Origin of the sequence: Xanthomonas sp. LMG 12459 (assembly GCF_009192905.1) — a bacterium.
In the GTDB taxonomy this organism is placed as follows: domain Bacteria; phylum Pseudomonadota; class Gammaproteobacteria; order Xanthomonadales; family Xanthomonadaceae; genus Xanthomonas_A; species Xanthomonas_A sontii.
This window is the reverse complement of sequence record NZ_NSGT01000120.1, coordinates 1-23,530: the sequence shown is the minus strand read 5'-3', so window position 1 is coordinate 23,530 and position 23,530 is coordinate 1. Positions and strand designations below refer to the sequence as shown.

General features: G+C 71.0%; 19 protein-coding genes. 12 read left to right on the top strand and 7 right to left on the bottom strand.

Going from position 1 to position 23,530, the window contains the following annotated elements:
* Positions 1-226 precede the first annotated feature (226 nt).
* From CEK65_RS20460 to CEK65_RS20440, 5 genes are all read right to left on the bottom strand, one after another.
* Positions 227-2,251 carry a M3 family metallopeptidase gene (locus tag CEK65_RS20460; RefSeq protein WP_152182821.1) on the bottom strand — a complete coding sequence of 675 codons (2,025 nt, stop codon included), beginning with the start codon at positions 2,249-2,251 and terminating at the stop codon, positions 227-229.
* Between the two features lie 61 nt (positions 2,252-2,312).
* Positions 2,313-3,416 carry a PLP-dependent cysteine synthase family protein gene (locus CEK65_RS20455; protein ID WP_150410562.1) on the bottom strand — a complete coding sequence of 368 codons (1,104 nt, stop codon included), beginning with the start codon at positions 3,414-3,416 and terminating at the stop codon, positions 2,313-2,315.
* A 120-nt stretch (positions 3,417-3,536) separates the two neighbouring features.
* Positions 3,537-3,749 carry a heavy metal-associated domain-containing protein gene (locus CEK65_RS20450; RefSeq protein ID WP_026143429.1) on the bottom strand — a complete coding sequence of 71 codons (213 nt, stop codon included), beginning with the start codon at positions 3,747-3,749 and terminating at the stop codon, positions 3,537-3,539.
* 34 nt (positions 3,750-3,783) lie between these two features.
* Positions 3,784-6,222, bottom strand: coding sequence for a heavy metal translocating P-type ATPase (locus CEK65_RS20445; protein ID WP_152182820.1), 2,439 nt, complete (start codon positions 6,220-6,222; stop codon positions 3,784-3,786).
* Positions 6,219-6,659 (bottom strand): heavy metal-responsive transcriptional regulator, encoded by a 441-nt coding sequence (locus CEK65_RS20440; protein WP_152182819.1) that lies wholly within the window; start codon positions 6,657-6,659, stop codon positions 6,219-6,221. Before CEK65_RS20440 ends, CEK65_RS20445 begins: the two co-directional genes overlap by 4 nt.
* Before the next feature lie 119 nt (positions 6,660-6,778).
* On the opposite strand from CEK65_RS20440, the gene CEK65_RS20435 reads away from it, so the two are divergent.
* The 4 genes from CEK65_RS20435 to CEK65_RS20420 all read left to right on the top strand — a co-directional run bounded on the left by CEK65_RS20435 (position 6,779) and on the right by CEK65_RS20420 (position 10,904).
* Complete coding sequence (locus CEK65_RS20435) at positions 6,779-7,186, top strand: CopL family metal-binding regulatory protein (RefSeq protein ID WP_152182818.1); 408 nt, start codon at positions 6,779-6,781, stop codon at positions 7,184-7,186.
* A 118-nt stretch (positions 7,187-7,304) separates the two neighbouring features.
* Entirely contained in the window at positions 7,305-9,110 is a 1,806-nt protein-coding gene (locus CEK65_RS20430) for a copper resistance system multicopper oxidase (RefSeq protein ID WP_152182817.1), read from the top strand.
* Positions 9,107-10,312: a copper resistance protein B gene (locus CEK65_RS20425; RefSeq protein WP_152182816.1), complete on the top strand. Its 1,206-nt coding sequence runs from the start codon at positions 9,107-9,109 to the stop codon at positions 10,310-10,312. Before CEK65_RS20430 ends, CEK65_RS20425 begins: the two co-directional genes overlap by 4 nt.
* A gap of 154 nt (positions 10,313-10,466) precedes the next feature.
* On the top strand, positions 10,467-10,904 hold the full coding sequence (locus CEK65_RS20420; RefSeq protein ID WP_152182815.1) for a hypothetical protein: 438 nt from the start codon (positions 10,467-10,469) through the stop codon (positions 10,902-10,904).
* A 199-nt stretch (positions 10,905-11,103) separates the two neighbouring features.
* Here CEK65_RS20420 and CEK65_RS20415 read toward each other — a convergent pair whose 3' ends face one another.
* Complete coding sequence (locus tag CEK65_RS20415) at positions 11,104-11,577, bottom strand: hypothetical protein (RefSeq protein WP_152182814.1); 474 nt, start codon at positions 11,575-11,577, stop codon at positions 11,104-11,106.
* Positions 11,578-11,681: 104 nt separating this feature from the next.
* Positions 11,682-13,514, bottom strand: a complete 1,833-nt coding sequence (glmS, locus tag CEK65_RS20410; RefSeq protein WP_152182822.1) for a glutamine--fructose-6-phosphate transaminase (isomerizing) — start codon at positions 13,512-13,514, stop codon at positions 11,682-11,684.
* A 243-nt stretch (positions 13,515-13,757) separates the two neighbouring features.
* Between glmS and CEK65_RS20405 the strand changes: the two genes are divergently transcribed.
* The 8 genes from CEK65_RS20405 to CEK65_RS20370 all read left to right on the top strand — a co-directional run.
* Positions 13,758-15,026: an efflux RND transporter periplasmic adaptor subunit gene (locus CEK65_RS20405; protein WP_017910318.1), complete on the top strand. Its 1,269-nt coding sequence runs from the start codon at positions 13,758-13,760 to the stop codon at positions 15,024-15,026.
* A gap of 128 nt (positions 15,027-15,154) precedes the next feature.
* Positions 15,155-15,880, top strand: a complete 726-nt coding sequence (locus tag CEK65_RS20400) for an ABC transporter ATP-binding protein (RefSeq protein WP_017910317.1) — start codon at positions 15,155-15,157, stop codon at positions 15,878-15,880.
* Positions 15,881-15,893: 13 nt separating this feature from the next.
* Entirely contained in the window at positions 15,894-17,222 is a 1,329-nt protein-coding gene (locus tag CEK65_RS20395) for an ABC transporter permease (protein WP_225851692.1), read from the top strand.
* 10 nt (positions 17,223-17,232) lie between these two features.
* Entirely contained in the window at positions 17,233-18,468 is a 1,236-nt protein-coding gene (locus CEK65_RS20390) for an FtsX-like permease family protein (protein ID WP_026144633.1), read from the top strand.
* Between the two features lie 12 nt (positions 18,469-18,480).
* Complete coding sequence (locus CEK65_RS20385) at positions 18,481-19,803, top strand: ABC transporter permease (RefSeq protein WP_152182813.1); 1,323 nt, start codon at positions 18,481-18,483, stop codon at positions 19,801-19,803.
* Between the two features lie 15 nt (positions 19,804-19,818).
* Positions 19,819-21,033: an FtsX-like permease family protein gene (locus tag CEK65_RS20380; protein ID WP_152182812.1), complete on the top strand. Its 1,215-nt coding sequence runs from the start codon at positions 19,819-19,821 to the stop codon at positions 21,031-21,033.
* Between the two features lie 12 nt (positions 21,034-21,045).
* On the top strand, positions 21,046-22,356 hold the full coding sequence (locus CEK65_RS20375) for an ABC transporter permease (RefSeq protein WP_152182811.1): 1,311 nt from the start codon (positions 21,046-21,048) through the stop codon (positions 22,354-22,356).
* Positions 22,353-23,530, top strand: a 1,178-nt coding sequence (locus CEK65_RS20370; protein WP_152182810.1) for an FtsX-like permease family protein, incomplete at its 3' end; no start/stop codon positions are given. The genes CEK65_RS20375 and CEK65_RS20370, both read left to right, overlap by 4 nt.

Below are 23,530 nucleotides of genomic sequence, written 5' to 3'. Positions count from 1 at the left end.
AAGCGTAGTCCGCGGAGTACAACCGCTGCAAAGCGATCCAGTGCGCCGATAAAAAAACAGCTGCTTTTGTGGGAGGGGCTTCAGCCCCGACGGGCTTTCCCGGGAAAGCCCGTCGGGGCTGAAGCCCCTCCCACAGTGCAATCGCAACCACTACGCCTGCGCAGGAAAATCTCGAATCCCGGTTCTCAACGGCCGCAGGCTGGTCATCCAAATCCCCAATCCCGGCTTATCCGGCCATGCCGCTGTGCCGCAGCAACGCCTCCAGTTCCGGCGCGCGGCCGCGGAAGGCGGTGAAATTCTCCAGCGCCGGGCGGCTGCCGCCGCGCGAGAGGATTTCGCGCAGGAAGCGCGCGCCGGTGTCCGCCAACTGGTCAGGCGCTTCCTCGAATGCGGCATACGCGTCGGCGCTGAGCACCTCGGCCCACTTGTAGCTGTAGTAGCCGGCCGCGTAGCCGCCGGCGAAGATGTGGCTGAACTGGTGCGGGAAGCGGTTCCACGCCGGCGGCCGGTTCACCGCCACGGCGTCGCGCACGCGCTCGAGCAACTGCAGCACGCTGTCGGCCTGCGCATCGAAGTCGTGGTGCAACTGCATGTCGAACAGCGCGAACTCGAGCTGGCGCACGGTGAACATGCCGCTCTGGTAGTTCTTCGCCGCCAGCATCTTGTCGAACAGTGCGCGCGGCAGCGGTTCGCCGCTGTCCACGTGCGCGGTCATCGCCTGCAGGCGCGGCCATTCCCAGCAGAAGTTCTCCATGAACTGGCTGGGCAGTTCCACCGCGTCCCACTCCACGCCGTTGATGCCGGCCACGCCCAGTTCGCCGACCTGGGTCAGCAGCTGGTGCAGGCCGTGGCCCATCTCGTGGAACAGGGTGGTGACTTCGTTGTGGGTGAAGGTGGCCGGCTTGCCGTCGCTGCCGCGGCCGAAATTGCACACCAGGTACACCAGCGGGGTCTGCACACCGTCGGCGCGCTCACGACGGTTGCGGCAATCGTCCATCCAGGCGCCGCCGCGCTTGCCTTCGCGCGCGTACAGGTCCAGGTAGAACTGCCCGACCAGGCGCCCCTGCGCATCGCTGAGGCGGAAGAAGCGCACGTCCTGATGCCACACCGGCGCGCTGTCGGCCTCCACCCGCAGGCCGTACAGGTCGTGGATCAGGCCGAACAGGCCCTCCAGCACCTTGGGCTCGGTGAAGTAGCGCTTCACGTCCTGCTCGGAGAAGCTGTAGCGCGCCTGCTTGAGCTTTTCGCCGGCATACGCCAGGTCCCAGGCTTCCAGCGTGTCCAGGCCCAGGTGCTCGCGCGCGAATGCCTCCAGTTCGGCGCGGTCGCGCTGCGCGTAGGGCTTGGCGCGTGCGGCCAGATCGTGCAGGAAGTCCAGCACCTGCGCCGGATCCTGCGCCATCTTCGTCGCCAGCGAATACTCGGCGTAGCTGGCGAAGCCGAGCAGCGCCGCCAGTTCGCCGCGCAGGGCGAGGATGCGGCCGATCGCCGCGCTGTTGTCCAGCGCCGCATCGCCGAACTCCGAGGCGCGGATCGCGTTGGCGCGGTACAGCGTCTCGCGCAGGGCGCGGTCTTCGGCGTACATCTGCACCGGCAGGTAGCAGGGCATCTGCAGGGTCAGCTTCCAGCCTGTCTGGCCGTCGCGTTCGGCCGCCGCACGCGCGGCGGCGACGCTGTCCTCGGGCAGGCCGGCTAGGCGCGCCGGGTCGTCGATCAGCAGCGACCACGCGTCGGTGGCGTCGAGCACGTTCTGCGAGAACTTGGCCGACAGCGCCGACAGTTCTTCCTGGATCGTGGCGAAGCGCTGCTTGTCGGTCTCGCCCAGTTCGGCGCCGCCCAGGCGGAAATCGCGCAGCGCGTTGTCCAGCACCTTGCGCTGCGCCGGCGTCAGCGTGGCCGCCTGCGGCGATTGCGCCAGCGTGCGGTACTGCGCGAACAGCGCCAGGTTCTGCCCCAGCGCGCTGGAGAAGCGCGTCACCTTGGGCAGGTTGGCGTTGTAGGCCTCGCGCAGCGCCGGCGTGTTGACCACCGCCTGCAGGTGACTCACTTGGCCCCAGGCGCGCCACAGGCGCTCGGTGGCATCGTCCAGCGGCGCCACGAAGCTGTCCCAGCGCACCGGCGCCACCGTCTCGGCGGCGGCCACGGCGGCCTCGGCCTGCGCCAGCAGCGTGTCGATCGCCGGGCCGATGTGCTCGGGCTGGATCGCATCGAAGCGCGGCAGGCCGGAAAAATCGAGCAGGGGATTGGTCATCGCGGAAGTCTCGGTAGCGGGGGAAAGACCGGCGCGGCCGGCCACGAAAAGCAGATGGCGGTCAGTCCAGCGCAGCACAAGGCAGCGGCGGCAGGCCGGCGCCGGCCACCGCCGCGGCCAGCTGCGCATCGGCCTGCTCCACGTCGATGCCGTGCTCGGCGTACCACTGCGGCCGGTAGTAGCTGTGCCCGTAGCGCTCGCCGCTGTCGCACAGGATGGTGACGATGGCGCCGCTGCGGCCCTGTTCGCGCATGCGCGTGGCCGCCTGCAGCACGCCGACGAAGTTGGTGCCGGTGGAGCCGCCCACGCGCCGGCCCAGGCGCGCGCTGACGTAGCGCATCGCCGCCAGGCTCAGCGCGTCGGGTACCTTGACCATCGCATCCACGCAGCTGGGGATGAAGCTCGGCTCCACCCGCGGCCGGCCGATGCCTTCGATGCGCGAGCCGCCGGTGCTTTCCAGGCCGGCGTAGTCGCGTCCGGCCAGCGCCTCGCGGTAGCCGTCGAAGAACAGCGACACCTCCGGATCCGCGCACAGGATGCGGGTGGGATGGCGCCGGTAGCGCACGTAGCGCCCGAGCGTGGCCGCGGTGCCGCCGGTGCCGGGGCTGCACACGATCCAGGCCGGGATCGGATGCGGCTCCTCCTGCATCTGCCGGAAGATCGACTCGGCGATGTTGTTGTTGGCGCGCCAGTCGGTGGCGCGCTCGGCGTACAGGAACTGGTCCATGAAGTGGCCGCCGGTCTCGCGCGCCAGCTGCACCGAATCGGCATGCAGGTCGCAGGCGCGCCCGACCAGGTGGCAGCGCCCGCCCTGGAACTCGATCGCGGCGATCTTCTCCGGCGAGGTGGTGGCCGGCATCACCGCGATGAACGGCAGCCCCAGCAGGCGCGCGAAATACGCCTCGGAGACCGCGGTGGAACCGCTGGAGGCCTCGATCACCGGCCGCCCCTCGCGCAGCCAGCCGTTGGCCAGCGCGTACAGGAACAGCGAGCGCGCCAGGCGGTGCTTGAGGCTGCCGGTGGGATGGCTGGACTCGTCCTTGAAGTACAGGTCGATGCCGGGGAAACCGGGCAGGTCCAGCGGGATCAGGTGGGTGTCGGCCGAGCGGTTGAAGTCGGCTTCGATCTTCTGGATGGCGGCGGCCACCCAAGCGCGATGGGTCATGGCGGTGCGGGAGCGGAGAAATCGCGCCCACGATACACGCCCGGCCACGCGCCCGGGCCATGCGCGGCAGCGGCCGCCACGCCGGCGTTCACCCGGCGTGGCGCGGCGTCGGAGCGGCGCTCAGCCGGCGGCCACGCTGAAGCCGGCGTCGGCGATCGCCTGCTCCAGCGCGGCCACGTCGATGCGCGCGGGGTCGTAGTCGATGCCGACGCGGCCGCCTTCCAGCACCACCGTGCTGGCGGCCACGCCCGGGCAGGCGTCGAGCACCCGCTGCAACCGTGCGCTGCAGCCGCCGCAGCTCATGCCGTGGACGAGGAGATCGAGATGGTGCATGTCATGCTCCAAAGTGAAGAAATCGCTGACGCGCTCACTGCGCACGCCAGCGATTCAGCAGCAGCGCGTTGCCCAGAACAGAGACCGAACTCAGCGCCATCGCCGCGCCGGCGATCACCGGGTTGAGCAGGCCGAACGCGGCCAGCGGGATGCCCAGGCCGTTGAAGACGAAGGCGAAGAACAGGTTCTGGCGGATCTTGCGCACCGTCGCCGCGGACAGGTCGATGGCGGCGGCGACACCGGCCAGGTCGCCGTGCATCAGCACCACGTCGGCCGCCTCGATGGCGATGTCCGAGCCGCTGCCGATGGCGAAACTGACGTCGGCCGCGGCCAGTGCCGGGGCATCGTTGATGCCGTCGCCGACCATGCCCACGCGTGCGCCCGGCACCGCCTGCAACTGGCGCACATGCGCGGCCTTGTCCTGCGGCAGCACCTCGGCCTGCACCTGCTCGATGCCGAGCCGCGCGGCCACCGCCTGCGCCGCGTGGCGGTTGTCGCCGCTGAGCATGGTCACCGCGATGCCACGTGCCTGCAGCAGGGCCACCGCCTCGGCGGCGTCCTCGCGCAGCGGATCGGCGATGGCGATGTAGCCGGTCACGGCACCGTCGACCGCCACCCCGACCACACTCTGACCCTGCGCCTGCGCCGTCTCGGCCTGGCGGCGCAGCGCCGGGTCGGCCGGCGCGGCGACCAGGCCGTCGAGCCATGCCAGCGCGCCCAGCGCCACCTCGCGCCCGTCCACGCGGCCGCGCACGCCCTGCCCCGGCAGCGTCTGCACCGCCTCGGCCGACGGCGCCGGCACGGCCGCGCGCACGCCCAACTCGGCGGCGCGCTGCACGATGGCGCGCGCCAGCGGATGCGCCGAGCCGGTCTCCAGCGCCGCGGCCAGGCGCAACAGCGGCGCGGTCTCGGCCGCGTCGGCGACCAGCACCGCGGTCACCTGCGGCTGGCCCAGGGTCAGGGTGCCGGTCTTGTCGACCACCAGCGCGGTCAGCGCACGGGCGCGTTGCAGCACTTCGGCGTCGCGGATCAGGATGCCGGCGCGGGCGCCGACGCCGGTGCCGACCATGATCGCGGTCGGCGTGGCCAGGCCCAGCGCGCACGGGCAAGCGATCACCAACACCGCCACCGCGTGCACCAGCGCCTCGGCGAAGCTGCCGCCCAGCGCCCAGGTCGCGCCAAGGGTGATGGCGGCGATCGCCAGCACCGCCGGCACGAACACCGCGGCGATACGGTCGACCAGGCGCTGGATCGGCGCGCGCGAGCCTTGCGCGGCATCGACCATGCGCACGATCTGCGCCAGCAGGGTGTCCACGCCGACCCCGGTGGCGCGCGCGCGCAACAGGCCCAGCTGGTTGACCGTGGCGGCGTGCAGGCGGCTGCCCGGCGCCTTGGCCACCGGCATGGCCTCGCCGGACAGCATCGCCTCGTCCACGCTGGAGTGGCCGTCAAGCACCTCGCCGTCGACCGGCACGCGCTCGCCAGCAGCGACCACGAACACATCGCCGACCGCCAGTTCCGCCGCATCCACCTCCACGACGACGCCGTCGCGCTCGACCCGTGCGGTGGTCGGCGCCAGGTCGAGCAGCGCGCGCACCGCCGCGGTGGTGCGGCGCTTGGCGCGGGCTTCGAGCAGGCGCCCGAGCAGCACCAGGGTGATGACGCTGGTGCTGGCCTCGAAGTACACGTGCTGGCTGTGCAGGCCGGCCACGGTGACCACGGCGCTGTACAGATAGGCCATGCCGGTGCCCAGCGCGACCAGCACATCCATGTTGGCGCTGCCGTTGCGCAGCGCGCGGTAGCCGGCGCGGTAGAAACACGCGCCGATCCAGCACTGCACCGGGGTGGCGAGCAGCAACTGCAGCCAGCGCGGCAGCGGTTCGGCGTGCGCGCCGCGCAGGGCGTCGCCATCCAGCATGCCGAGCATCTGCCCCCAGAACGGCAGCGTCAGCAGCACCGCCGCGGCGAACAGGCCCAGCTCGCGTCGCCACGCGCGCCGCTCGCTACGCTCGCGCTCGGCCAGCTGCGCCGGGTCCATGGCCTCGACGACGCGCGCGCCGAACCCGGCACGGGCGATCCGCGCGATCAGCTCCGCCGGCGCGACCGTGCCCGGCACGATCTCCACCCGCGCCTTGGCCGAGGCCAGGTTGGCGTGGCCGGCGAGCACGCCCGGGGTCTTCGCCAGCACCGCGTCGATCGACGCCACGCAGGACGCGCAGTGCAGGCCGCTGAGTTCCAGGGTCACAGTCTGCGTCGGCACCGAGTAGCCGGCCTGCTGGATGCGCTGCAGCAGCGTCGGCAGGCCCACCTGCTGCGGGTCGTAGTCCACCTGCACGCGCGCGCCGGCGTAGCTGGCCTGCGCCGCCACGCCGGGCAGGCGCTGCAGCGCCTTTTCCACGCCCGCCGCGCAGGCGGCGCAGGTCATGCCCTGCACCGGCAGGGTCAGCGACGCGGTGGCGCGGCCCGTGCTCATCGCGACGGCTCGCCGGCGGCATCGCCGCGGATGTCGCCCAGGATCGGGCAGGCGTCCGGCGCACCGCGGCCGGGGCACTCCTCGACCAGCGCCGCCAGGGTGTCGCGCATCTCGGTCAGCTCGGCGATGCGCCGATCCAGCGCCTGCAGGCGCGCGCTGGCGCGCTGCTTGATGCCCTCCACGCCGTGCACACGATCGTCCTGCAACGCCAGCAACTCGCCGATCTCCTCCAGCGAAAAGCCCAGTTCCTTGGCGCGGCGGATGAAGCGCACCCGCTGCACCGCCGCGGCGTCGTACTCGCGGTAGCCGGAGGCGCGGCGCGGGGCGGGTGGCAGCAGGCCCTGGCGTTCGTAGTAGCGCACGGTGTCGATGGCGACATCGGCCTGGCGGGCGAGCGCGCCGATGGTGAAGCGGGCGGTGGCGGGGTCGGATCGCATGCGCACACCCTACTCCCTGGAGTCGGGTCCAGAGTCAAGCCTTGCCGATGGCGGTCGCTTGCCGCGCACGCCGGCTTCGGTATCCTCTTGTTCCTTCTTCCGCCACGTCCTGCCTGTCCGTGCCGACCTTCGCCGTCCTGCTGCGCCTGCTGCTGTGCCTGAGCCTGCTGCTCAACGGCACCGCGGCCGCCATGGCGATGCCCGGCATGCCGGCGCACGACAGCGCGACGCACGAAGCGGCTGCCATCGTCGCCAGCGTGGTGCCGATGCGTGCGGCGATGCCCTGCCACGACGCACCGCCACCGCCGCCGGCCGACCACGGGGAGCACTGCCACGACCATGCCGGCAAGCACGGCAACTGCGGCGGCATGGCCGGCTGCCAATGCCCGCACGCGCAGCCGCTGCCGGCCCTGCTGGCGATGCCGCTGGCGCTGCCACGCTTGCCCCGAACCCGGATCGCCGCCGCTCCCCAGGCCGCGCACGGCGCGCCCGGGCTGCCGCGGCTGGAGCGCCCTCCCAGCGCCTGAGCGCGCGCGGCCGCCTGCTGGGCGGTCTCCCGGCGGCAGCGCAGGCGCTGCCGCGTCCGTGCCTGCAGCGCTCCGTCGGTGCTGTGCGGCGCATCGCATCCGCTTACGGACATCGCACATGAACCCATCTTCTTCCGGCCTGCCGGCGCTGCCGTCGCGGCGCCGCTTCGTCACCGGGCTGGCGCTGGGCGCCGCCGCCGGCCTCACCGGGCTGCCGCTGCGCCACGCCCACGCCAGCGCACTGGCCCGCAACGGCGCCGCGCCCTACGTGCTGCAGGGCACCGACCTGGATCTGAGCATCGGCAGCACCCGCGTCAACTTCACCGGGCGCGAGCGTCCCGCCATCGCGGTCAACGGCAGCGTGCCGGCGCCGCTCCTGCGCTGGCGCGAAGGTGACACCGTGACCATCCGCGTGGCCAACCGCCTGCCCGGCCACACCCAGACCTCGGTGCACTGGCATGGCCTGCTGCTGCCGGCCAACATGGACGGCGTGCCGGGCATGAGCTTCGACGGCATCTACCCGGGCGAGACCTACCAGTACCGCTTCGCCCTGCGCCAATCCGGCACCTACTGGTACCACAGCCATTCGCTGCACCAGGAGCAGGCCGGGCTGTACGGCGCCATCGTCATCGACCCGCGCGAGCCGCCGCCGTACCGCCACGACCGCGAGCACGTGCTGCTGCTGTCGGACTGGACCGACCTGGATCCGGCGGCGCTGTTCCGGCGGCTGAAGCAGATGCCGTCCTACGACAACCTGTACCAGCGCACCGTCGGGGATTTCCTGCGCGACGCGCGCGAGGACGGGCTGCGCGCCACCCTCGCCGACCGCGGCATGTGGGGGCGCATGCGCATGACCCCCAGCGATCTGTCCGACGTCAACGGCAACACCTACACCTACCTGCTCAACGGCATGACCCCGGCCGGCAACTGGACCGGGCTGTTCCGCCCCGGCGAGAAGGTGCTGCTGCGCTTCATCAACGCCTCCAGCATGAGTTACTTCGACGTGCGCATCCCAGGGCTGACGATGACCGTGGTCGCCGCCGACGGCCAGTACGTGCATCCGGTGAGCGTGGACGAATTCCGCATCGCCGCGGCCGAGACCTTTGATGTGCTGGTCGAGCCCAGCGGCCAGGACGCCTACACGGTGTTCGCGCAGGACATGGGCCGCACCGGCCACGCGCGCGGCACGCTCGCCGTGCGCGAAGGACTGCAGGCACCGGTGCCGGCGAACGATCCGCGTCCGCTGCTGCGCATGCAGGACATGGGCCACGCGATGGCCGGCCACGCCGGCATGGAGCACGGCGCAGGCATGGCCATGCACGGCATGGAGGGCGGCTGCGGCGCGAGCATGCACATGGCCGGCATGCCGGGCATGGAGCACGCCGCGCACGCTGCCACCGCGCCGACGCATCCACACAGCGAACGCGGCAATCCGCTGGTGGACATGCAGTCCTCCGCCACTGCGCCACGGCTGGACGATCCGGGCATCGGCCTGCGCGACAACGGCCGCCGCGTGCTGAGCTACGCCGACCTGCACAGCCTGTTCGAGGACCCGGACGGACGTGAGCCGGGACGCGAGATCGAACTGCACCTGACCGGCAACATGGAGAAGTTCGCCTGGTCCTTCGACGGTGTCCCCTTCGCCAGCGCCGAGCCGCTGCGGCTCAACTACGGCGAGCGCCTGCGCATCGTGCTGGTCAACGACACGATGATGCAGCACCCGATCCACCTGCACGGCATGTGGAGCGACGTGGAGGATGCCGCCGGCCGCTTCCAGGTGCGCAAGCACACCGTGGACATGCCGCCGGGCACGCGCCGCAGCTACCGCGTGCGCGCCGATGCGCTGGGCCGCTGGGCCTACCACTGCCACCTGCTGTACCACATGGACGGCGGCATGATGCGCGAAGTGCGGGTGGACGCATGAGCCGCCTCCACTTCTCGCCGCTCGCCCAGGCGACCGGCATGGTGCTGCTGTTGGCGCACGCCGTGGCGCAGGCACAGCATGTCAACGCGGCCGACAGCGGCGCCGATCTCCCTGCCGCGCCCTGCGCCTGCCCGGCACCCGCTGCCACCACACCCATGGCGGGCGCTGCGGAGGCATCGCAGCCCGACACGGCAATGCACGGCGCCATGGACCACGCAGCCATGGGGCATGCCGCGCACGCGTCGACCATGCAAGACACGCCTGCGGCAGAGCACGCCGACGCCATGTCGCACGCGCATATGGACTACGCCACGAAGGACCACGCGGCCGCGCCGGCGTCGCAGGTCGATCACAGCCACCGCGCGCATCACGCACACGACGGCATGCATCACGACGGCATGGACCATGCGATGCCCACCGCGCCCGCGCCGACCGCGACCGCGACCGCGAGCGCATGCCAGTGTCCTGCGAGCGCCGACACGTCGCTGCCACGCGAGCCGATCCCGCCGATCACCGACGCCGATCGCGCAGCCGCATTCCCCGTGCTGCGCGACCACGGCATGGCGCACGGCGCGGCGCGCACCGGCTACCTGCTGGTCGATCGCCTGGAGGGCTGGGACAACGCCCACGGCAGCGGCCAGGCCTGGGAAGCGCGCGGCTGGTACGGCAGCGACATCGATCGGCTGTGGCTGCGCAGCGACGGCGAACGCGAGGGCGGCCGCACCACGGCGTCGACGCTTGAACTGGCCTATGGCCGCGCCATCTCGCCCTGGTGGGACATGCTGATCGGCGCCAGGCAGACGTTCGCGCCCGGCCGCGCGCGGACCTCGGCCGCGTTCGGCGTACAAGGCTTGGCGCCGTACAAGTTCGAGGTGTCGGCCATGCTCTACGTCGGCGAGGGCGGCCATGCCAACCTGCACCTGGAAGGCGAGTACGACGTGCTGCTGACCAATCGCCTGATCCTGCAGCCACGGCTGGAAGCCGAACTGGCCGCGCGCGACGATCCGGCGCATCGCACCGGCAGCGGCCTGACCACCGTGGAGGGCGGGTTGCGCCTGCGCTACGAGGTCACCCGCCGGTTCGCGCCGTATGTCGGCGTGGAGCACGTGCGCAGCTTCGGCGACACCGCCGACCTGCGCCGCGCCGATGGCGAGGCGGCGCGCGAGACACGCTGGGTCGCCGGCCTGCGGTTCTGGTTCTGAGCGGACGGCAACGCGGCGCGGCGCTGTCCGTCGACAGTCGTTCTCCCCATCCAGGGTCGGCCGCAGTTCACCCGGTACATGCGAGGGTTCGGGCGGCCCTGTGCGCACCACGCACGCGGGGCTGTCGCCGTCGATCGCCCAGGAGACCCGCTCGATGCACGAATCCGCCAACGCCGCCGTTCCCGCGGCCCGCCGGTGGCTCGGCCTGGCAGGCATCGCCTGCCTGGCCGTGCTCGCCGCTTGCGCATGTTCGACCGCCATGCAGCAACGCCCTCTGCTGCCGGACGGCACCCACGCGGCTGCCGACGGGCAGGACGCCAACGCGGCCAGGGCAGTGATCGTCTACTTCGATCGCAGCGGCGACGTCGAGCAGACCAAGCGCCGCATCAGCGCGGCGGCGGCGGGCTGGCATGCCCCGCTGCTGTACACGCTCGACCGCGTCGGCGCCATCGTGTTGGGGGTCCCGACCGGGAAGACCGCCGAGCGCCTCATCGCCGACGTCGGCGCCATCGCGGGCGTGCTGATGGCGGTACCCGATGGCCAACAGCAACTGCAGCAGGACGCGTCGTCGCCCCCTTCGTCGGTGCGGTAGCCAGCGGGCCGATGCCAGGGGCGCCCGCGCCTGCGGGCGAGCGCGCTGGATGGCCTGGACGCGTCCGCGCGCGCCGGTGCGGCCGTCTCCAGCAGGCGCGGCGCTGTCGGTTTCCAGGATCGGCCACGACAGGCGTCATGGCAATGCCCGCCACGGCCGAAGCCGCTGCTACAACACGGCTCCCGCAAGAACGCTTCAGCTAGGCGTGCAGCGCCGCTTGCAAGGCCGCCACCTCGTGCCGTGGTGGACGCAGCGCGCCCAGCGTGCGGACCAGCTCCCGATAGCTGCGCGCAAGTTGCGCGAACAGTCCCGCATCGCTGTCGCGGCTCTCGGCGACTTCGGCATAGGCGCCGCGGCCCAGATCGATGAAGTAGTCCACACTGACCCGACGTCGCGCCGCCACGCCAGGGAACAGCCCGGCGATCAGCAGGCAACCGTCGCCGACCTCACGCAAGGCGTCGGCACGTGCACGCCCCACCTGCTCCTGCGCATGCAGCCAGGCCAGCGCCTGGATGCGCGCCAGCAACTGTGCGTCGCGCTGGTAACGCAGCAGCACGAACACCAGATAGTGCTCGCGCGATTCGTCCAGCGGCCGGCCCAGGCGCTGCCCGGCCTCGTGCACCAGCGCCTGCCACAGCTCGGCCGGCGCCCCCTGTCTGAAAGACTCGTACATGCGTCCTCCTGCGTGGTGGGAACCCTCGCAGGAAGCTTATGCATAACCCGGGCCAATGCGCTGGCAGCCGGCCATGGCGTCTGCCAAGCCAGCGGTGCGGCGACTTACTCCACGGTCACCGACTTGGCCAGGTTGCGCGGCTTGTCCACGTCGGTGCCGCGCGCCAGCGCGGTGTGGTAGGCCAGCAACTGCACCGGCACGGTGTGCAGCACCGGGCTGAGCACGCCGGCATGGCGTGGCGTGCGGATCACGTGCACGCCCTCGGATTCGCTGAAGTTGCTGTCCTGGTCGGCGAACACGAACAGCTCGCCGCCGCGCGCGCGCACTTCCTGCATGTTCGACTTCACCTTCTCCAGCAAGGTGTCGTTGGGCGCGATCACCACCACCGGCATGTTGGCGTCGACCAGCGCCAGCGGGCCGTGCTTGAGCTCGCCGGCCGGATAGCCCTCTGCGTGGATGTAGGTGATCTCCTTGAGCTTGAGCGCGCCTTCCAGGGCGATCGGGTAATGCAGGCCGCGACCGAGGAACAGCGCGTTGTGCTTGTCGGCGAAGCGCTCGGCCCACACCGCGATCTGCGGTTCCAGGTTGAGCACGTGCTGCACGCTGCCGGGCAGGTAGCGCAGCTGCTCCAGGTACTCGGCCTCCTGTTCGGCGCTCAGCCGCCCGCGGCGCTTGGCCAGCACGCAGGTAAGCTGGAACAGCGCCGCCAGCTGGGTGGTGAAGGCCTTGGTCGAGGCCACGCCGACTTCGGCGCCGGCGCGGGTGTACAGCACCATCGCACTGGCGCGCGGGATCGCGCTCTCGGGCACGTTGCAGATCGACAGGGTCTTGGTATGGCCCAGCGCCTTGGCGTACTTGAGCGCCTCCATCGTGTCCAGGGTTTCGCCGGATTGGGAGATGGTCACGATCAGCTGCCGCGGATTGGCGCAGGCATCGCGGTAGCGGTACTCGCTGGCGATCTCCACGCTGCACGGCAGCCCGGCGATGCCCTCGATCCAGTAGCGCGCGGTCAGCCCGGCGTAGTAGCTGGTGCCGCAGGCCAGGATCTGCACGCCGTCCACGTCGGCCAGCAGCGCCTCGGCCTTGCTGCCGAACAGCGCGGTGTCGAAGCCGCCGGCGTCGAACAGCGCCTCCAGCGTGTCGGCCAGCGCGCGCGGCTGCTCGTGGATCTCCTTCTGCATGAAGTGGCGGTACGGGCCCAGCTCCAGCGAGGCCAGCGACACGTCGGACACGTGCGGCTCGCGCTGCACCGGCTGGTCCTGCGCGTCGTACACCTGCACGCCGTCGCGGCGCAGTTCGGCGGTGTCGCCCTCTTCCAGGAAGATCACCCGGCGCGTGGCCTGGATCACCGCCGAGACATCCGAGGCGATGAAGTTCTCGCCCTCGCCCAGGCCGATCAGCAGCGGGCAACCCATGCGCGCGCACACCAGCAGGTCCGGGCGCGACTTGCTCACCGCGGCCACGGCATAGGCGCCGGTCAGCTCCTTCACCGCCGCCTGCAGCGCGCCGAGCAGGTCGCGGCCCTGGGCGATGTAGTGGTGGATCAGGTGGGCGATGACCTCGGTATCGGTCTGCGATTCGAACACGTAGCCCAGCGCGGTCAGGCGCTCGCGCTGCTGTTCGTGGTTCTCGATGATGCCGTTGTGGACCAGCGCCAGGTCGCCATGACTGACGTGCGGGTGCGCATTGGCCTCGGTGACGCCGCCATGGGTCGCCCAGCGGGTGTGGCCAATGCCCAGCGGCGCGTGCAGGCCCTCGGCCAGCGCGGCGCTCTCGGTCTCGGACACGCGGCCAGTACGGCGCACGCGGCGGACCTGCCCGTCGGCGATGGCGGCGATGCCGGCCGAGTCGTAGCCCCGGTATTCCAGGCGCTTGAGCCCCTCGATCAGGACCGGAACCACATCGCGATCCGCGATCGCACCGACGATACCGCACATAGCCACGCCCTTCGCCGAAAAGTCCGCCATTCTAGCGAAGTCCGCTGAATGTCTCGCCGCTGTCCGCTGCCGGACACAGGGCCTGTCACCCATTCCCGAGCATGCCCCCGCCCTGGTGTCCGCGAACGTGTCCGCGGACACCCGGACACCTGTCCGCGCCGTCCGCACCCATGCAATTCAATGACTTGCAGTTGGCACGCATCGTGCTGTGAAGTCCCCCATCCTCACCGCTGCGACCGTCCGATGATCCGTGACACCTCCGCCCAGGACCAGGTTCTCGCCCGCCCCCGCTCCGCGGCCTGGCGCCGCTGGCTGTGGCCCGGGCTGATCGCCGCGCTGGTGCTGCTGGGCATCGCCTTTGCCGCACGCGGCTGGATCGCCGGCAGCCGCTCGTTCGACGCACAGCGGGTGCGCATCGCCACGGTGACCCGCGGCGACCTGGTCCGCGACATCTCCGCCGACGGCCGCCTGATCGCCGCCAACAGCCCGACCCTGTACGCGATCTCCGGCGGCACCGTGACCCTGAAGGTGGTCGCCGGCGACGTGGTCAAGCAGGGCCAGGAACTGGCCGAGATCGACAGCCCGGAGCTGCGCAGCAAGCTCGCCCAGGAAGAAGCCACCCTGGCCGGCCTCCAGGCCGAGGCCGGTCGTGCCGACCTGGACGCGACCCTGGCCCGCGCCAACGCCAGCAAGCTGATCGACCAGGCACAGATCGAGCGGCAGGCGGCCAGCCGCGACCTGGAGCGCTACCAGCGCGGCTATGAAGGCGGCGCGGTGCCGGCGGTGGAGCTGGCCAAGGCCCAGGACACCCTGAAGAAGGCCGACATCGCGATGAGCCATGCGCAGAAGGATTCGGGCCTGCAGGCGCAGGGCGCCTCGCTGGACGCGCGCAACAAGCGCCTGCTCGCCGAGCGCCAGCGCGCGGTGGTGGCCGAGGTGCAGCGCCAGGTCGACCTGCTGACCCTGCGCTCGCCGTTCGACGGCCAGGTCGGCCAGGTGCAGGTCTCGCAGCACACCAACGTCGCCGCCAACGCGCCGGTGCTGAGCGTGGTCGACCTGTCCAAGTTCGAACTGGAGATCAAGGTGCCGGAAAGCTTCGCCCGCGACCTGGCGATCGGCATGCCGGCGCAGTTGACCAGCGGTGCCGGCGAACCGTTCGCCGGCGCGATCTCGGCGGTGTCGCCGGAAGTGGTCAACGGCGAGGTCAACGCGCGCATCCGCTTCACCGACAAGCAGCCGCCGGGCCTGCGCCAGAGCCAGCGCATGAGCGCGCGGGTGCTGCTGGATACTCGCAAGAACGTGCTCAAGCTCGAGCGCGGCCCGTTCGTCGAACAGTCCGGCGGCCGCTACGCCTACGTCATGGACGGCGACTCGGCGGTGCGCCGCCCGGTCGAACTCGGCGTCACCAGCCTGGGCGAAGTCGAAGTGCGCTCGGGTCTGCAGCCGGGCGACCGGGTCGTGGTCTCCGGCAGCGACCTGTTCGGCGATGCGCCGCAGGTGACGGTGCATTGAAGGCTGGGATTGGGGAGTCGGGATTGGGGATTCGTCAGCCCCTCCCGTTCTCCTTTCCCGGCTGCTGATTCCGAATCCCGACATCCCTAATCCCCAATCCCCGCTCCACCACCACAGGAACTCACGCCATGCTCGAAATGCGCTCCGTCTCCAAGGTCTTCCGCACCGAACAGGTCGAGACGCATGCGTTGCGCTCGCTGGACCTGCATGTCCGCGAGGGCGAGTTCGTCGCCGTCACCGGGCCGTCGGGTTCGGGCAAGACCACCTTCCTCAACATCGCCGGGTTGCTGGAAACCTTCACCAGCGGCCAGTACCTGCTCGACGGCCAGGACGTCAGCAACCTCAACGACGATGCGCGCTCGCGCATGCGCAACCAGAAGATCGGCTTCATCTTCCAGGGCTTCAACCTGATCCCCGACCTCAACCTGTTCGACAACGTCGACGTGCCGCTGCGCTACCGCGGCATGGGCGCGGCCGAGCGCAAGCAGCGCATCGAGGAGGCGCTGAGCCGGGTCGGGCTGGGCTCGCGCATGAAGCACTATCCGTCCGAACTTTCGGGCGGCCAGCAGCAGCGCGCGGCGATCGCCCGCGCCCTGGCCGGCAGCCCGCGCCTGCTGCTGGCCGACGAACCGACCGGCAACCTCGACTCGCAGATGGCGCGCGGGGTGATGGAACTGCTGGAGGAGATCAACGCGCAGGGCTCGACCATCGTCATGGTCACCCACGACCCGGAACTGGCCGCGCGCGCGCAGCGCAACGTGCACATCGTCGACGGCCAGGCCACCGACCTGCAGCGCGAGCCGGTGCTGGTGCAGGGCGGCGCGGCGGCGGCGTCCGCCAACGATCACCGCTGAGACAGGCCCTGCCATGTCGCTGCCGTATGCCGTGGAACTGGGATTGCGTGGAATGCGTCGGCATCCGCGCACGGTGTTGCTCGCCGTGCTCACGCTCGCCCTGGGCCTGGCATCGGTGATGACGATGCTGACCTTGCAGGCGATGCTGTCCGCCGATCCACTGCCCGGCCTCAGCCAGCAGCTGTACCTGGGCTGGGTGGACTCGCGGCAGATCGCCCGCCAGGACGACCCCGACGCTGGCGAGCCGCCTCAGGCGCTGTGGAAGCTGGACGATGCCACGGCATTCATGGCTACGCTGCCGCAGGTGCGGCAGGCGGCGCTTACGCTGAGCACGTTCGACGTGAGCGACCAGGCACGCACGCGCCACCAGCAGGCCTACGCGATCAGCGCGCTGGGACCGATGCCGGCGCTGTTCGGCCTGCCGCTGCGGTCCGGCCGCTACTGGACGGACGCAGAAGAACGCAACCGTGCGCCGGTGGCCATCATCAGCCACGCGCTCAGCCTGAAGCTGCTGGGCAGCGAGAACGGCGTCGGCCGGCAGATCCGACTGGGCAAGCAGCTGTTCCAGGTCGTCGGCATCAGCGACGACTGGAGACCGCGCCCGGCCTTCTACTTCCTCAATGGGCCGGAAGCGGCCTGGCAGCAGTATCCGCTGGAGGTGTTCGTTCCGGCACGGGCGGCCCTGGACGCGGACGCCAAGCCGGGATTCGTCCAGGACTGCGACGACACCGGCCACGCCGGCGTGCGCTTCAACGAACTCGACCTCGGTGCCTGCCGCTGGCTGATGCTCTGGGCGCAGTTGTCCACCCCCGTGCAGGTAAACGCCTACCGCGATGCGCTGTCCGCGTTCGCGCAAGCGCGCCATGCCGATGGGGTTTTCCAGCGCGCGCCGCAGGTCGCCTTGTACGGCGTGGCCGAGTGGCTTGCGCGCAACCGCGTGGTCCCGGACAGCGTGCGCCTGAACGTCTGGCTGGCGCTCGCGCTGCTCGGGCTGTGCATCGTCAATGTCGCCGGCCTGCTGGCCGCACGTTTCCTGCGCCGCTCCGCCGAATTCGGCGTGCACCGGGTCCTGGGCGCCCCGCGCGCGGCGGTGTTCGTCCGCTGCCTGACCGAAGCCGGCGCGATCGGCCTGTTGGGCGGCGTGCTGGCATTGCCGGCCACGCTGTTCGGCCTGTGGATCGTGCGCATGCAGGCGGAGACCTACAGTGACCTGGCACGCTTCCAGCCCAGCCTGTTCCTGGCGATGGTGGCGCTGGCGATCGGCACCGGCCTGCTGGTCGGCCTGCTCCCGGCGTGGCGTGCAGCGTTGCTGCAACCGGCGCTGCAAGTGAAAAGCCTCTGAGGGCCCGTCGATGCCACTGCGCCCCTATCTCTCACCCCTGTTGCGGCATCCGCTGATGCCGCTGCTGGTGATCGTGCAGACCGTCCTGGCCTGCGCGATCCTGACCAACGTGCTGTTCCTGCTGTGGCAGAAGCTGGCGCCGATGCTGGTCCCGGACGGCATCGCCCGCGATGAGGTCATCCTGGTCGACCAGGTGATCAATGGCCAAGGCGGCTGGAAAGCGCCGCAGATCCGCGCCGGCACCGACACGCTGCGCCGCATCCCCGGAGTCACCGCGGTCTCGCCGACGATCGGCCTGCCAATGAGTTCCTCCATGGTCATGGTCGGCCGCGTCGCCGGCCCTGCGGCGACCGAGCGCGTGAGCCTGCTGGTCGGCGACGACCTGATCGATGCGTTGGGCCTGGACCTGGTGGCCGGACGCAACTTCAGCGCCGACGAAATGCGGGTCGGCGACCTGCCCGCCGCGACCGCGTCCGACCGCACCACCGCGGTCATCCTCACCCAGGCGCTGGCGCAGCGGCTGTTCGGCTCGCGCCCGGCGCTGGGCGGCGTGCTCACCAACGGACAGGCGAACGCGACCAAGCGTTTCGTCGTGGTCGGCATCGTCCGCCACCTGCTGCGCTACCAGCTCGACGCGCTGGACGACGGCAAGGCCGAGTACACGATGCTGACGGCGGGCACAGTCACCGGGACGCCGATCCTGACCTACGCGGTGAGGACCGCGCCGGAGCGGCGCGCGGCCGTGATGGCCGAGATCCCGCAACGTCTGCAGCAGTTGTTCGGCGACGCGCTGCTGCGCGGGATCACGATCCGTGCGAACGACTACGAATCCCAGCGCAACGAACGGCTCCAGCCGCGCCGCGCCGCAGTGTGGCTGTTCGGCACCGCCAGTGCGGTGGTCACCCTCATCACCCTGATCGGCATCGCCAGTCTCAGCGGTTTCTGGATCCAGCAGCGGACCCGGCAGATCGGCATCCGCCGCGCCCTGGGCGCCAGCCGCGGCCAGATCCTGCGGCATTTCCTGCTGGAAAACCTGGTGGTCATCGGCAGCGGCGTGGTCCTGGGCATGCCATTGGCCTACATCGCCAATCTCTGGTTGATGCAGCACTACGAGCTGCCGCGGCTGCCCGCCGCCTGCCTGCCGATCGGCTTGCTCGCCCTGTTGCTGCTAGGCCAATGCGCGGTGTTGTCGCCGGCGCGGCGCGCCGCCGCGATCCCGCCCGCCACCGCCACCCGCAGCGCCTGAGCCAAGGACCCCATGTTCCGTTACTACATCCAACTGGCAGTACGCAGCCTGCGCCGCAGCCCGGTGCTCACCGCGCTGATGGTGCTGTCCATCGCCGTGGGCATCGGCGCGGCGATGACCACGCTGACGGTGATGCGGTTGCTGTCCGGCGATCCCTTGCCCGGGCGCAGCCAGCAGATCTTCTTCGCGCAACTCGATCCGCGCCCCAGCAACGGCGCCAACCAGAAGCCATACGACAAGCTCGACTACCCCTCGGCCATGGACCTGTGGACGCGCGGGCGCGCCGATCGCCAGGCCATGGTCGCCGAGAGCGAGATCAAGGTGCACGCGGCAGACGGCGTCACCCCGCCGTTCATGACCCAGTTGTTGATGACCCAGGCCGATTTCTTCCCGATGTTCCAGGTGCCGTTCGCCTACGGCAGCGGCTGGCGCGCGCGCGACGACCAGGACCGGGCGCGGGTGGCGGTGATCTCGTCCGACCTCAACGCCAAGCTGTTCCAGGGCCGCAACAGCGTCGGCCGCAGCCTGCTGGTGCGCGGCACGGCGGTGCGCATCGTTGGCGTGCTAGCGCCGTGGCGGCCGTCGCCGCTGTTCTACACGCTGGCCGGCGGCAGCTTCGCCCATGGCGATACCGCCAGCTTCTACGGACGGCCGCAGGACGTGTTCATGCCGCTGTCCAGCAGCCTGGAGGTCAACGACGGCCACATCCAGCCGTGGACCTGTTTCAGCAAGCCCGAGGCCAACCTGGACCTGCGCAGCGCGCCGTGCGTGTGGCTGCAGTTGTGGGTGCAGTTGGACACGCCGGCGAAGGTCGCCGACTACCGCCGGCTGCTGGCCGACTACGCCGCGCAGCAGCACGCCGCCGGGCGCATCGGCCGCGCCGACACCGCGCGCCTGCTGTCGCTGCCGCAATGGCTGGACCACAACCGCGTGGTGCCGGGCGACGTGCGCCTGCAGAGTTGGCTGGCGCTGACGTTCCTCGGCCTGTGCCTGTTCAACAGCGTCGGCCTGCTGCTGGCCAAGTTCCTGCGCCGCGGCGGCGAGATCGGCGTGCGTCGCGCGCTGGGGGCGTCGCGTTGCGCGATCTTCGCGCAGTGCCTGACCGAGGCCAGTGTGATCGGCCTGCTCGGCGGCGCCGGCGGCTGGCTGCTGACCCTGCTGGGCCTGTGGAGCGTGCGCCAGCAGCCCACCGCCTACGCCGACCTGGCGCATCTGGATCCGACGACGTTCGCCGGCACCTTCGCCCTGGCGATCGCCTGCAGCCTCGCCGCCGGCCTGTTCCCCGCCCTGCGCGCCAGCCGTATCGCGCCGGCTATGCAACTCAAGAGTCTGTAACCGGGGCGCACGACGATGCACATCACTCCCATCCTCAGCGCGCTGTCGCGCCATCGCATCGCCGCCGCGCTGATCGCGCTGGAAGTGGCGCTTGCCTGCGCCGTGCTGTGCAACGCCTTCTTCCTGATCGGCAATCGTCTGGAGCTGGTGCACCTGCGCAGCGGCATCGACGAGACCGCGCTGGGCCTGGTGTCGCTGTCCGGCTGCGACGGCTGCAACGCCGCCGACGTCAACGCCCGCGCGCTGGATGCGGTGCGCCGCACGCCCGGCGTGCGCGCGGCAGGTGCCATCAACACCGTCCCGTTCGCGCCGCCGGTGTTCAACAACGGGCTGTGCCTGGACCAGGACTGCACCCGGGTCGGCGGCGTGCCGCACTTCTACATGGTCAGCCCGGGCGCCGTCGCGGCACTGGCGCTGCAGCCGGACAGCGGCCGCGCGTTCGGCGACGCGGACTACCAGCCGCTCGACAACGGCATCCCGACCGCGGCCGGTGTGTGGATCACGCGGGCGCTGGCCGCGCACCTGTGGCCGGGCCAGGATCCGCTGGGCAAGGAATTCTGGTCCGGCGGCCATTTCCGCGTGATCGGTACGCTGGAGCACTTGGCGCGCCCCGATCCGGGCCGCAGCGAGGATGGCGTGATCGGCAGCGACTGGTCGGTGGTGATCCCGGTGCGCGAGGCCGCGCAGTCCGGCACCTATGTGCTGCGTGCCGATCCGCGCGACTTGCCGCGGGTGTTGGCGCAGGCGCGCGCCGCAGTGGCACGGGCGGTGCCCGAGGCGGTGCTGGACAACGCCAACAGCAAGCCGCTGGACGACCTGCGCCAGACGTATTTCCAGAGCGACCGGGCGATGACCGGGCTGCTGGTCGCGATCATCGTCGCGATGCTGCTGGTGACCGCGCTGGGCATCGTCGGCCTGGCCAGTTTCTGGGTGCAGCAGCGCACCAAGCAGATCGGCATCCGCCGCGCGCTCGGCGCCACCCGCCGCGACATCCTGCGTTATTTCCAGACCGAGAATCTGCTGCTGGTCGGTGTCGGCGTGGCCCTGGGCATGCTGCTGGCCTACGGCGGCAACGTGCTGCTGATGCGGGTCTTCGAACTGGAACGGTTGCCGGCCAGCTACCTGCCGGTCGGCGCGCTGCTGCTGTGCGCGCTGGGCCAGCTGGCCGTGCTCGGCCCGGCGCTGCGCGCGGCCGCCGTCGCCCCCGCCATCGCCACCCGCAGCGCCTGACCCGGAGCCCGCATGTTCGCTTACTACCTTCGCCTGGCGCTGCGCAGCTTCGGCCGCAACCGCATCCTCACCGCGCTGATGGTGCTGGCCGTGGCGCTGGGCATCGGCGCGTCGATGACCATGCTGACCGTGCTGCACACGCTCTCCGGCGACCCGCTGCCCGGGCGCAGCGCCACGCTGTTCCATCCGCAGCTGGATCCGCGTCCGCGCAACCTGCCCAGCGCCGACCCCGAGCCGCCGGACGAGCTGACCTGGCAGGACGCCACCGCGCTGTACCGGGCACAGGCGGCGCCGGCGCAGACCATGACCAGCGCGAACTGGCTGCCGGTGCGCCAGACCGTGCCCAACAGCCCCTTGCGCATGCTCACCACCCGCGCCGCCACCGCCGACCTGTTCGGCATGTTCGGCATGCGTTTCCTCTACGGCAGCGGCTGGAGCCATCGCGACGATACCCAGCGCGCGCCGGTGGTGGTGCTGAGCCGCAAGCTCAACGACGCGTTGTTCGGCGGCGCCGACAGCGTCGGCAAGACCCTCACCATCGCCACCCGCCCGTTCCGGGTGATCGGGGTGATCGACGCGTGGGATGCGCAGCCGCGCTTCTACGACCTCAACTCCGGCGCGTACACGCCGCCGGAAGCGCTGTACATGCCGTTCGAGACCTGGCTGGACCTGCCGCAGGACTATGGCTACGGGCCGATGCAGTGCTGGGGCAAGGACGGCGAGGCCGGCCTGCACGATCCCAAGGCCGCGCAGTGCACCTGGGTGCAGTACTGGGCGCGGCTGGACACGCCGGAGCAGGCGCGGCGCTATCGCGCGGCGCTGGACGCCTACAGCGCGCAGCAGCGCCAGCTCGGCCGCTTCGAACGCGCCCCCAACACCCGCCTGCGCGGCCTGGTCGACTGGCTGGACTACAAGCGGGTGGTGCCGGCCACGGTGCGCATGCAGACCTGGATCGCCTTCGGTGTGCTGCTGGTATGCCTGCTCAATGCAGTGGGCCTGCTGGTCGCCAAGTTCATGCGCAAGGCCGGCGAGATCGGCGTGCGCCGCGCGCTCGGCGCCAGCCGCCGCGCGGTGTTCGCGCAGTGCCTGGCCGAATCGGCGCTGATAGGCTGCCTGGGCGGCCTGCTCGGCATCCCGCTGACCTGGATCGGCCTGTGGCTGGTGCGCCAGCAACCGGTGGCGTACGCGCAGCAGGCGCATGCCGATCCCGCGATCCTTGGCATCGCCCTGGCCGTGGCCACGCTCTCGGCGCTGGCCGCCGGCCTGTGGCCAGCCTGGCGCGCCTCGCGCATCGCCCCCGCCCTGCAGGTGAAATCGCTATGACCCCGCTGCCTCCCGTGCGTCCCATCCTGTCCGCATTGGGCAGCCATCGCGCCGCGGTGGTGCTGATGGCGCTGCAGATCGCCCTGACCCTGGCGGTGCTGTGCAACCTGGTGTTCATCATCGCCCGCACCTACCAGCGCGTGCAGACCCCGACCGGGGTGATGGAACAGGACATCGGCCTGATCCAGAGCATCAGCGTGGTCGGCGAACCGGGCAGCGTCAGCAGCGTCGGCCGCAGTCTGGACCTGCTGCAGGCGGTGCCCGGCGTGGAAGCGGCGGCGTTCGGCACGCCGCCGCTATGGGGCCCGACGCAGGCGCAACTGTTCCTGCAGCCGCAGGCCACGCAAGCGGTCGCCCGTGCCCGCCTGTTCCTCGGCAGCCAGGGCCTGAACCGCACGCTGGGCATCCGCATCGTCGCCGGTCGCGACCTGCGCGACGCGGAACTGACCGGCGCCTCGGACCTGTTCGGCGCGCCGCCGGAGATCGAGCGGCGCCTGCCGGCGCTGATCACGCCCTCGCTGGCCGCGAAACTGTTCCCCGGCGCGTCGCCGCTGGGGCGCACCCTCTACACCAGCACGTTCAACCAGCCGGTGCGCCTGGACATCGTCGGGGTGATGGCGCCGGTGCGCGGCGACATCACCGGCCACGACGACGATGCCGATGCACTGCTCACCGAGATCCGCATCGGCAACGAAGGCTGGGGCGGCGGCTACGTGATCCGCAGCAAGCCGGGGCAACTGGCGCAGGCGCTGCCGCGCGCGGCCGCGGCGATGCAGCGCGCCAATCCGACCTACGTGCAGCAGCGCGTGAGCACCATGCAGGAGCTGCGGACCGACTACTTCAAGAGCGACAGTGCGGTGGCGCGGATGCTGCTGGCGATCATCCTGATCCTGCTCACCGTCACCGCGCTGGGCATCGGCGGCCTGGCCAGTTTCTGGGTGCAGCAGCGCACCCGGCAGATCGGCATCCGCCGCGCGCTCGGCGCCACCCGCGGCGACATCCTGCGCTACTTCCAGGCCGAGAACCTGCTGATCGTCGGCGCCGGCGCGCTGCTCGGCGCGGTGCTCGCCTACGTCATGAACCAGTGGTTGATGCAGCGCTTCGAACTGGAGCGGCTGTCCTCGCCCACCGTCCTGACCGGCATCGTCGCGGTGTGGCTGCTCGGCCAGTGCGC

Coding starts and splice junctions, on each gene's coding strand:
- CEK65_RS20460 (WP_152182821.1), bottom strand. CDS start 2,251: ATGACCAATCCCCTGCTCGATTTTTCCGGCCTGCCGCGCTTCGATGCG.
- CEK65_RS20455 (WP_150410562.1), bottom strand. CDS start 3,416: ATGACCCATCGCGCTTGGGTGGCCGCCGCCATCCAGAAGATCGAAGCC.
- CEK65_RS20450 (WP_026143429.1), bottom strand. CDS start 3,749: ATGCACCATCTCGATCTCCTCGTCCACGGCATGAGCTGCGGCGGCTGC.
- CEK65_RS20445 (WP_152182820.1), bottom strand. CDS start 6,222: ATGAGCACGGGCCGCGCCACCGCGTCGCTGACCCTGCCGGTGCAGGGC.
- CEK65_RS20440 (WP_152182819.1), bottom strand. CDS start 6,659: ATGCGATCCGACCCCGCCACCGCCCGCTTCACCATCGGCGCGCTCGCC.
- CEK65_RS20430 (WP_152182817.1), top strand. CDS start 7,305: ATGAACCCATCTTCTTCCGGCCTGCCGGCGCTGCCGTCGCGGCGCCGC.
- CEK65_RS20425 (WP_152182816.1), top strand. CDS start 9,107: ATGAGCCGCCTCCACTTCTCGCCGCTCGCCCAGGCGACCGGCATGGTG.
- CEK65_RS20420 (WP_152182815.1), top strand. CDS start 10,467: ATGCACGAATCCGCCAACGCCGCCGTTCCCGCGGCCCGCCGGTGGCTC.
- CEK65_RS20415 (WP_152182814.1), bottom strand. CDS start 11,577: ATGTACGAGTCTTTCAGACAGGGGGCGCCGGCCGAGCTGTGGCAGGCG.
- glmS (WP_152182822.1), bottom strand. CDS start 13,514: ATGTGCGGTATCGTCGGTGCGATCGCGGATCGCGATGTGGTTCCGGTC.
- CEK65_RS20405 (WP_017910318.1), top strand. CDS start 13,758: ATGATCCGTGACACCTCCGCCCAGGACCAGGTTCTCGCCCGCCCCCGC.
- CEK65_RS20400 (WP_017910317.1), top strand. CDS start 15,155: ATGCTCGAAATGCGCTCCGTCTCCAAGGTCTTCCGCACCGAACAGGTC.
- CEK65_RS20395 (WP_225851692.1), top strand. CDS start 15,894: ATGTCGCTGCCGTATGCCGTGGAACTGGGATTGCGTGGAATGCGTCGG.
- CEK65_RS20390 (WP_026144633.1), top strand. CDS start 17,233: ATGCCACTGCGCCCCTATCTCTCACCCCTGTTGCGGCATCCGCTGATG.
- CEK65_RS20385 (WP_152182813.1), top strand. CDS start 18,481: ATGTTCCGTTACTACATCCAACTGGCAGTACGCAGCCTGCGCCGCAGC.
- CEK65_RS20380 (WP_152182812.1), top strand. CDS start 19,819: ATGCACATCACTCCCATCCTCAGCGCGCTGTCGCGCCATCGCATCGCC.
- CEK65_RS20375 (WP_152182811.1), top strand. CDS start 21,046: ATGTTCGCTTACTACCTTCGCCTGGCGCTGCGCAGCTTCGGCCGCAAC.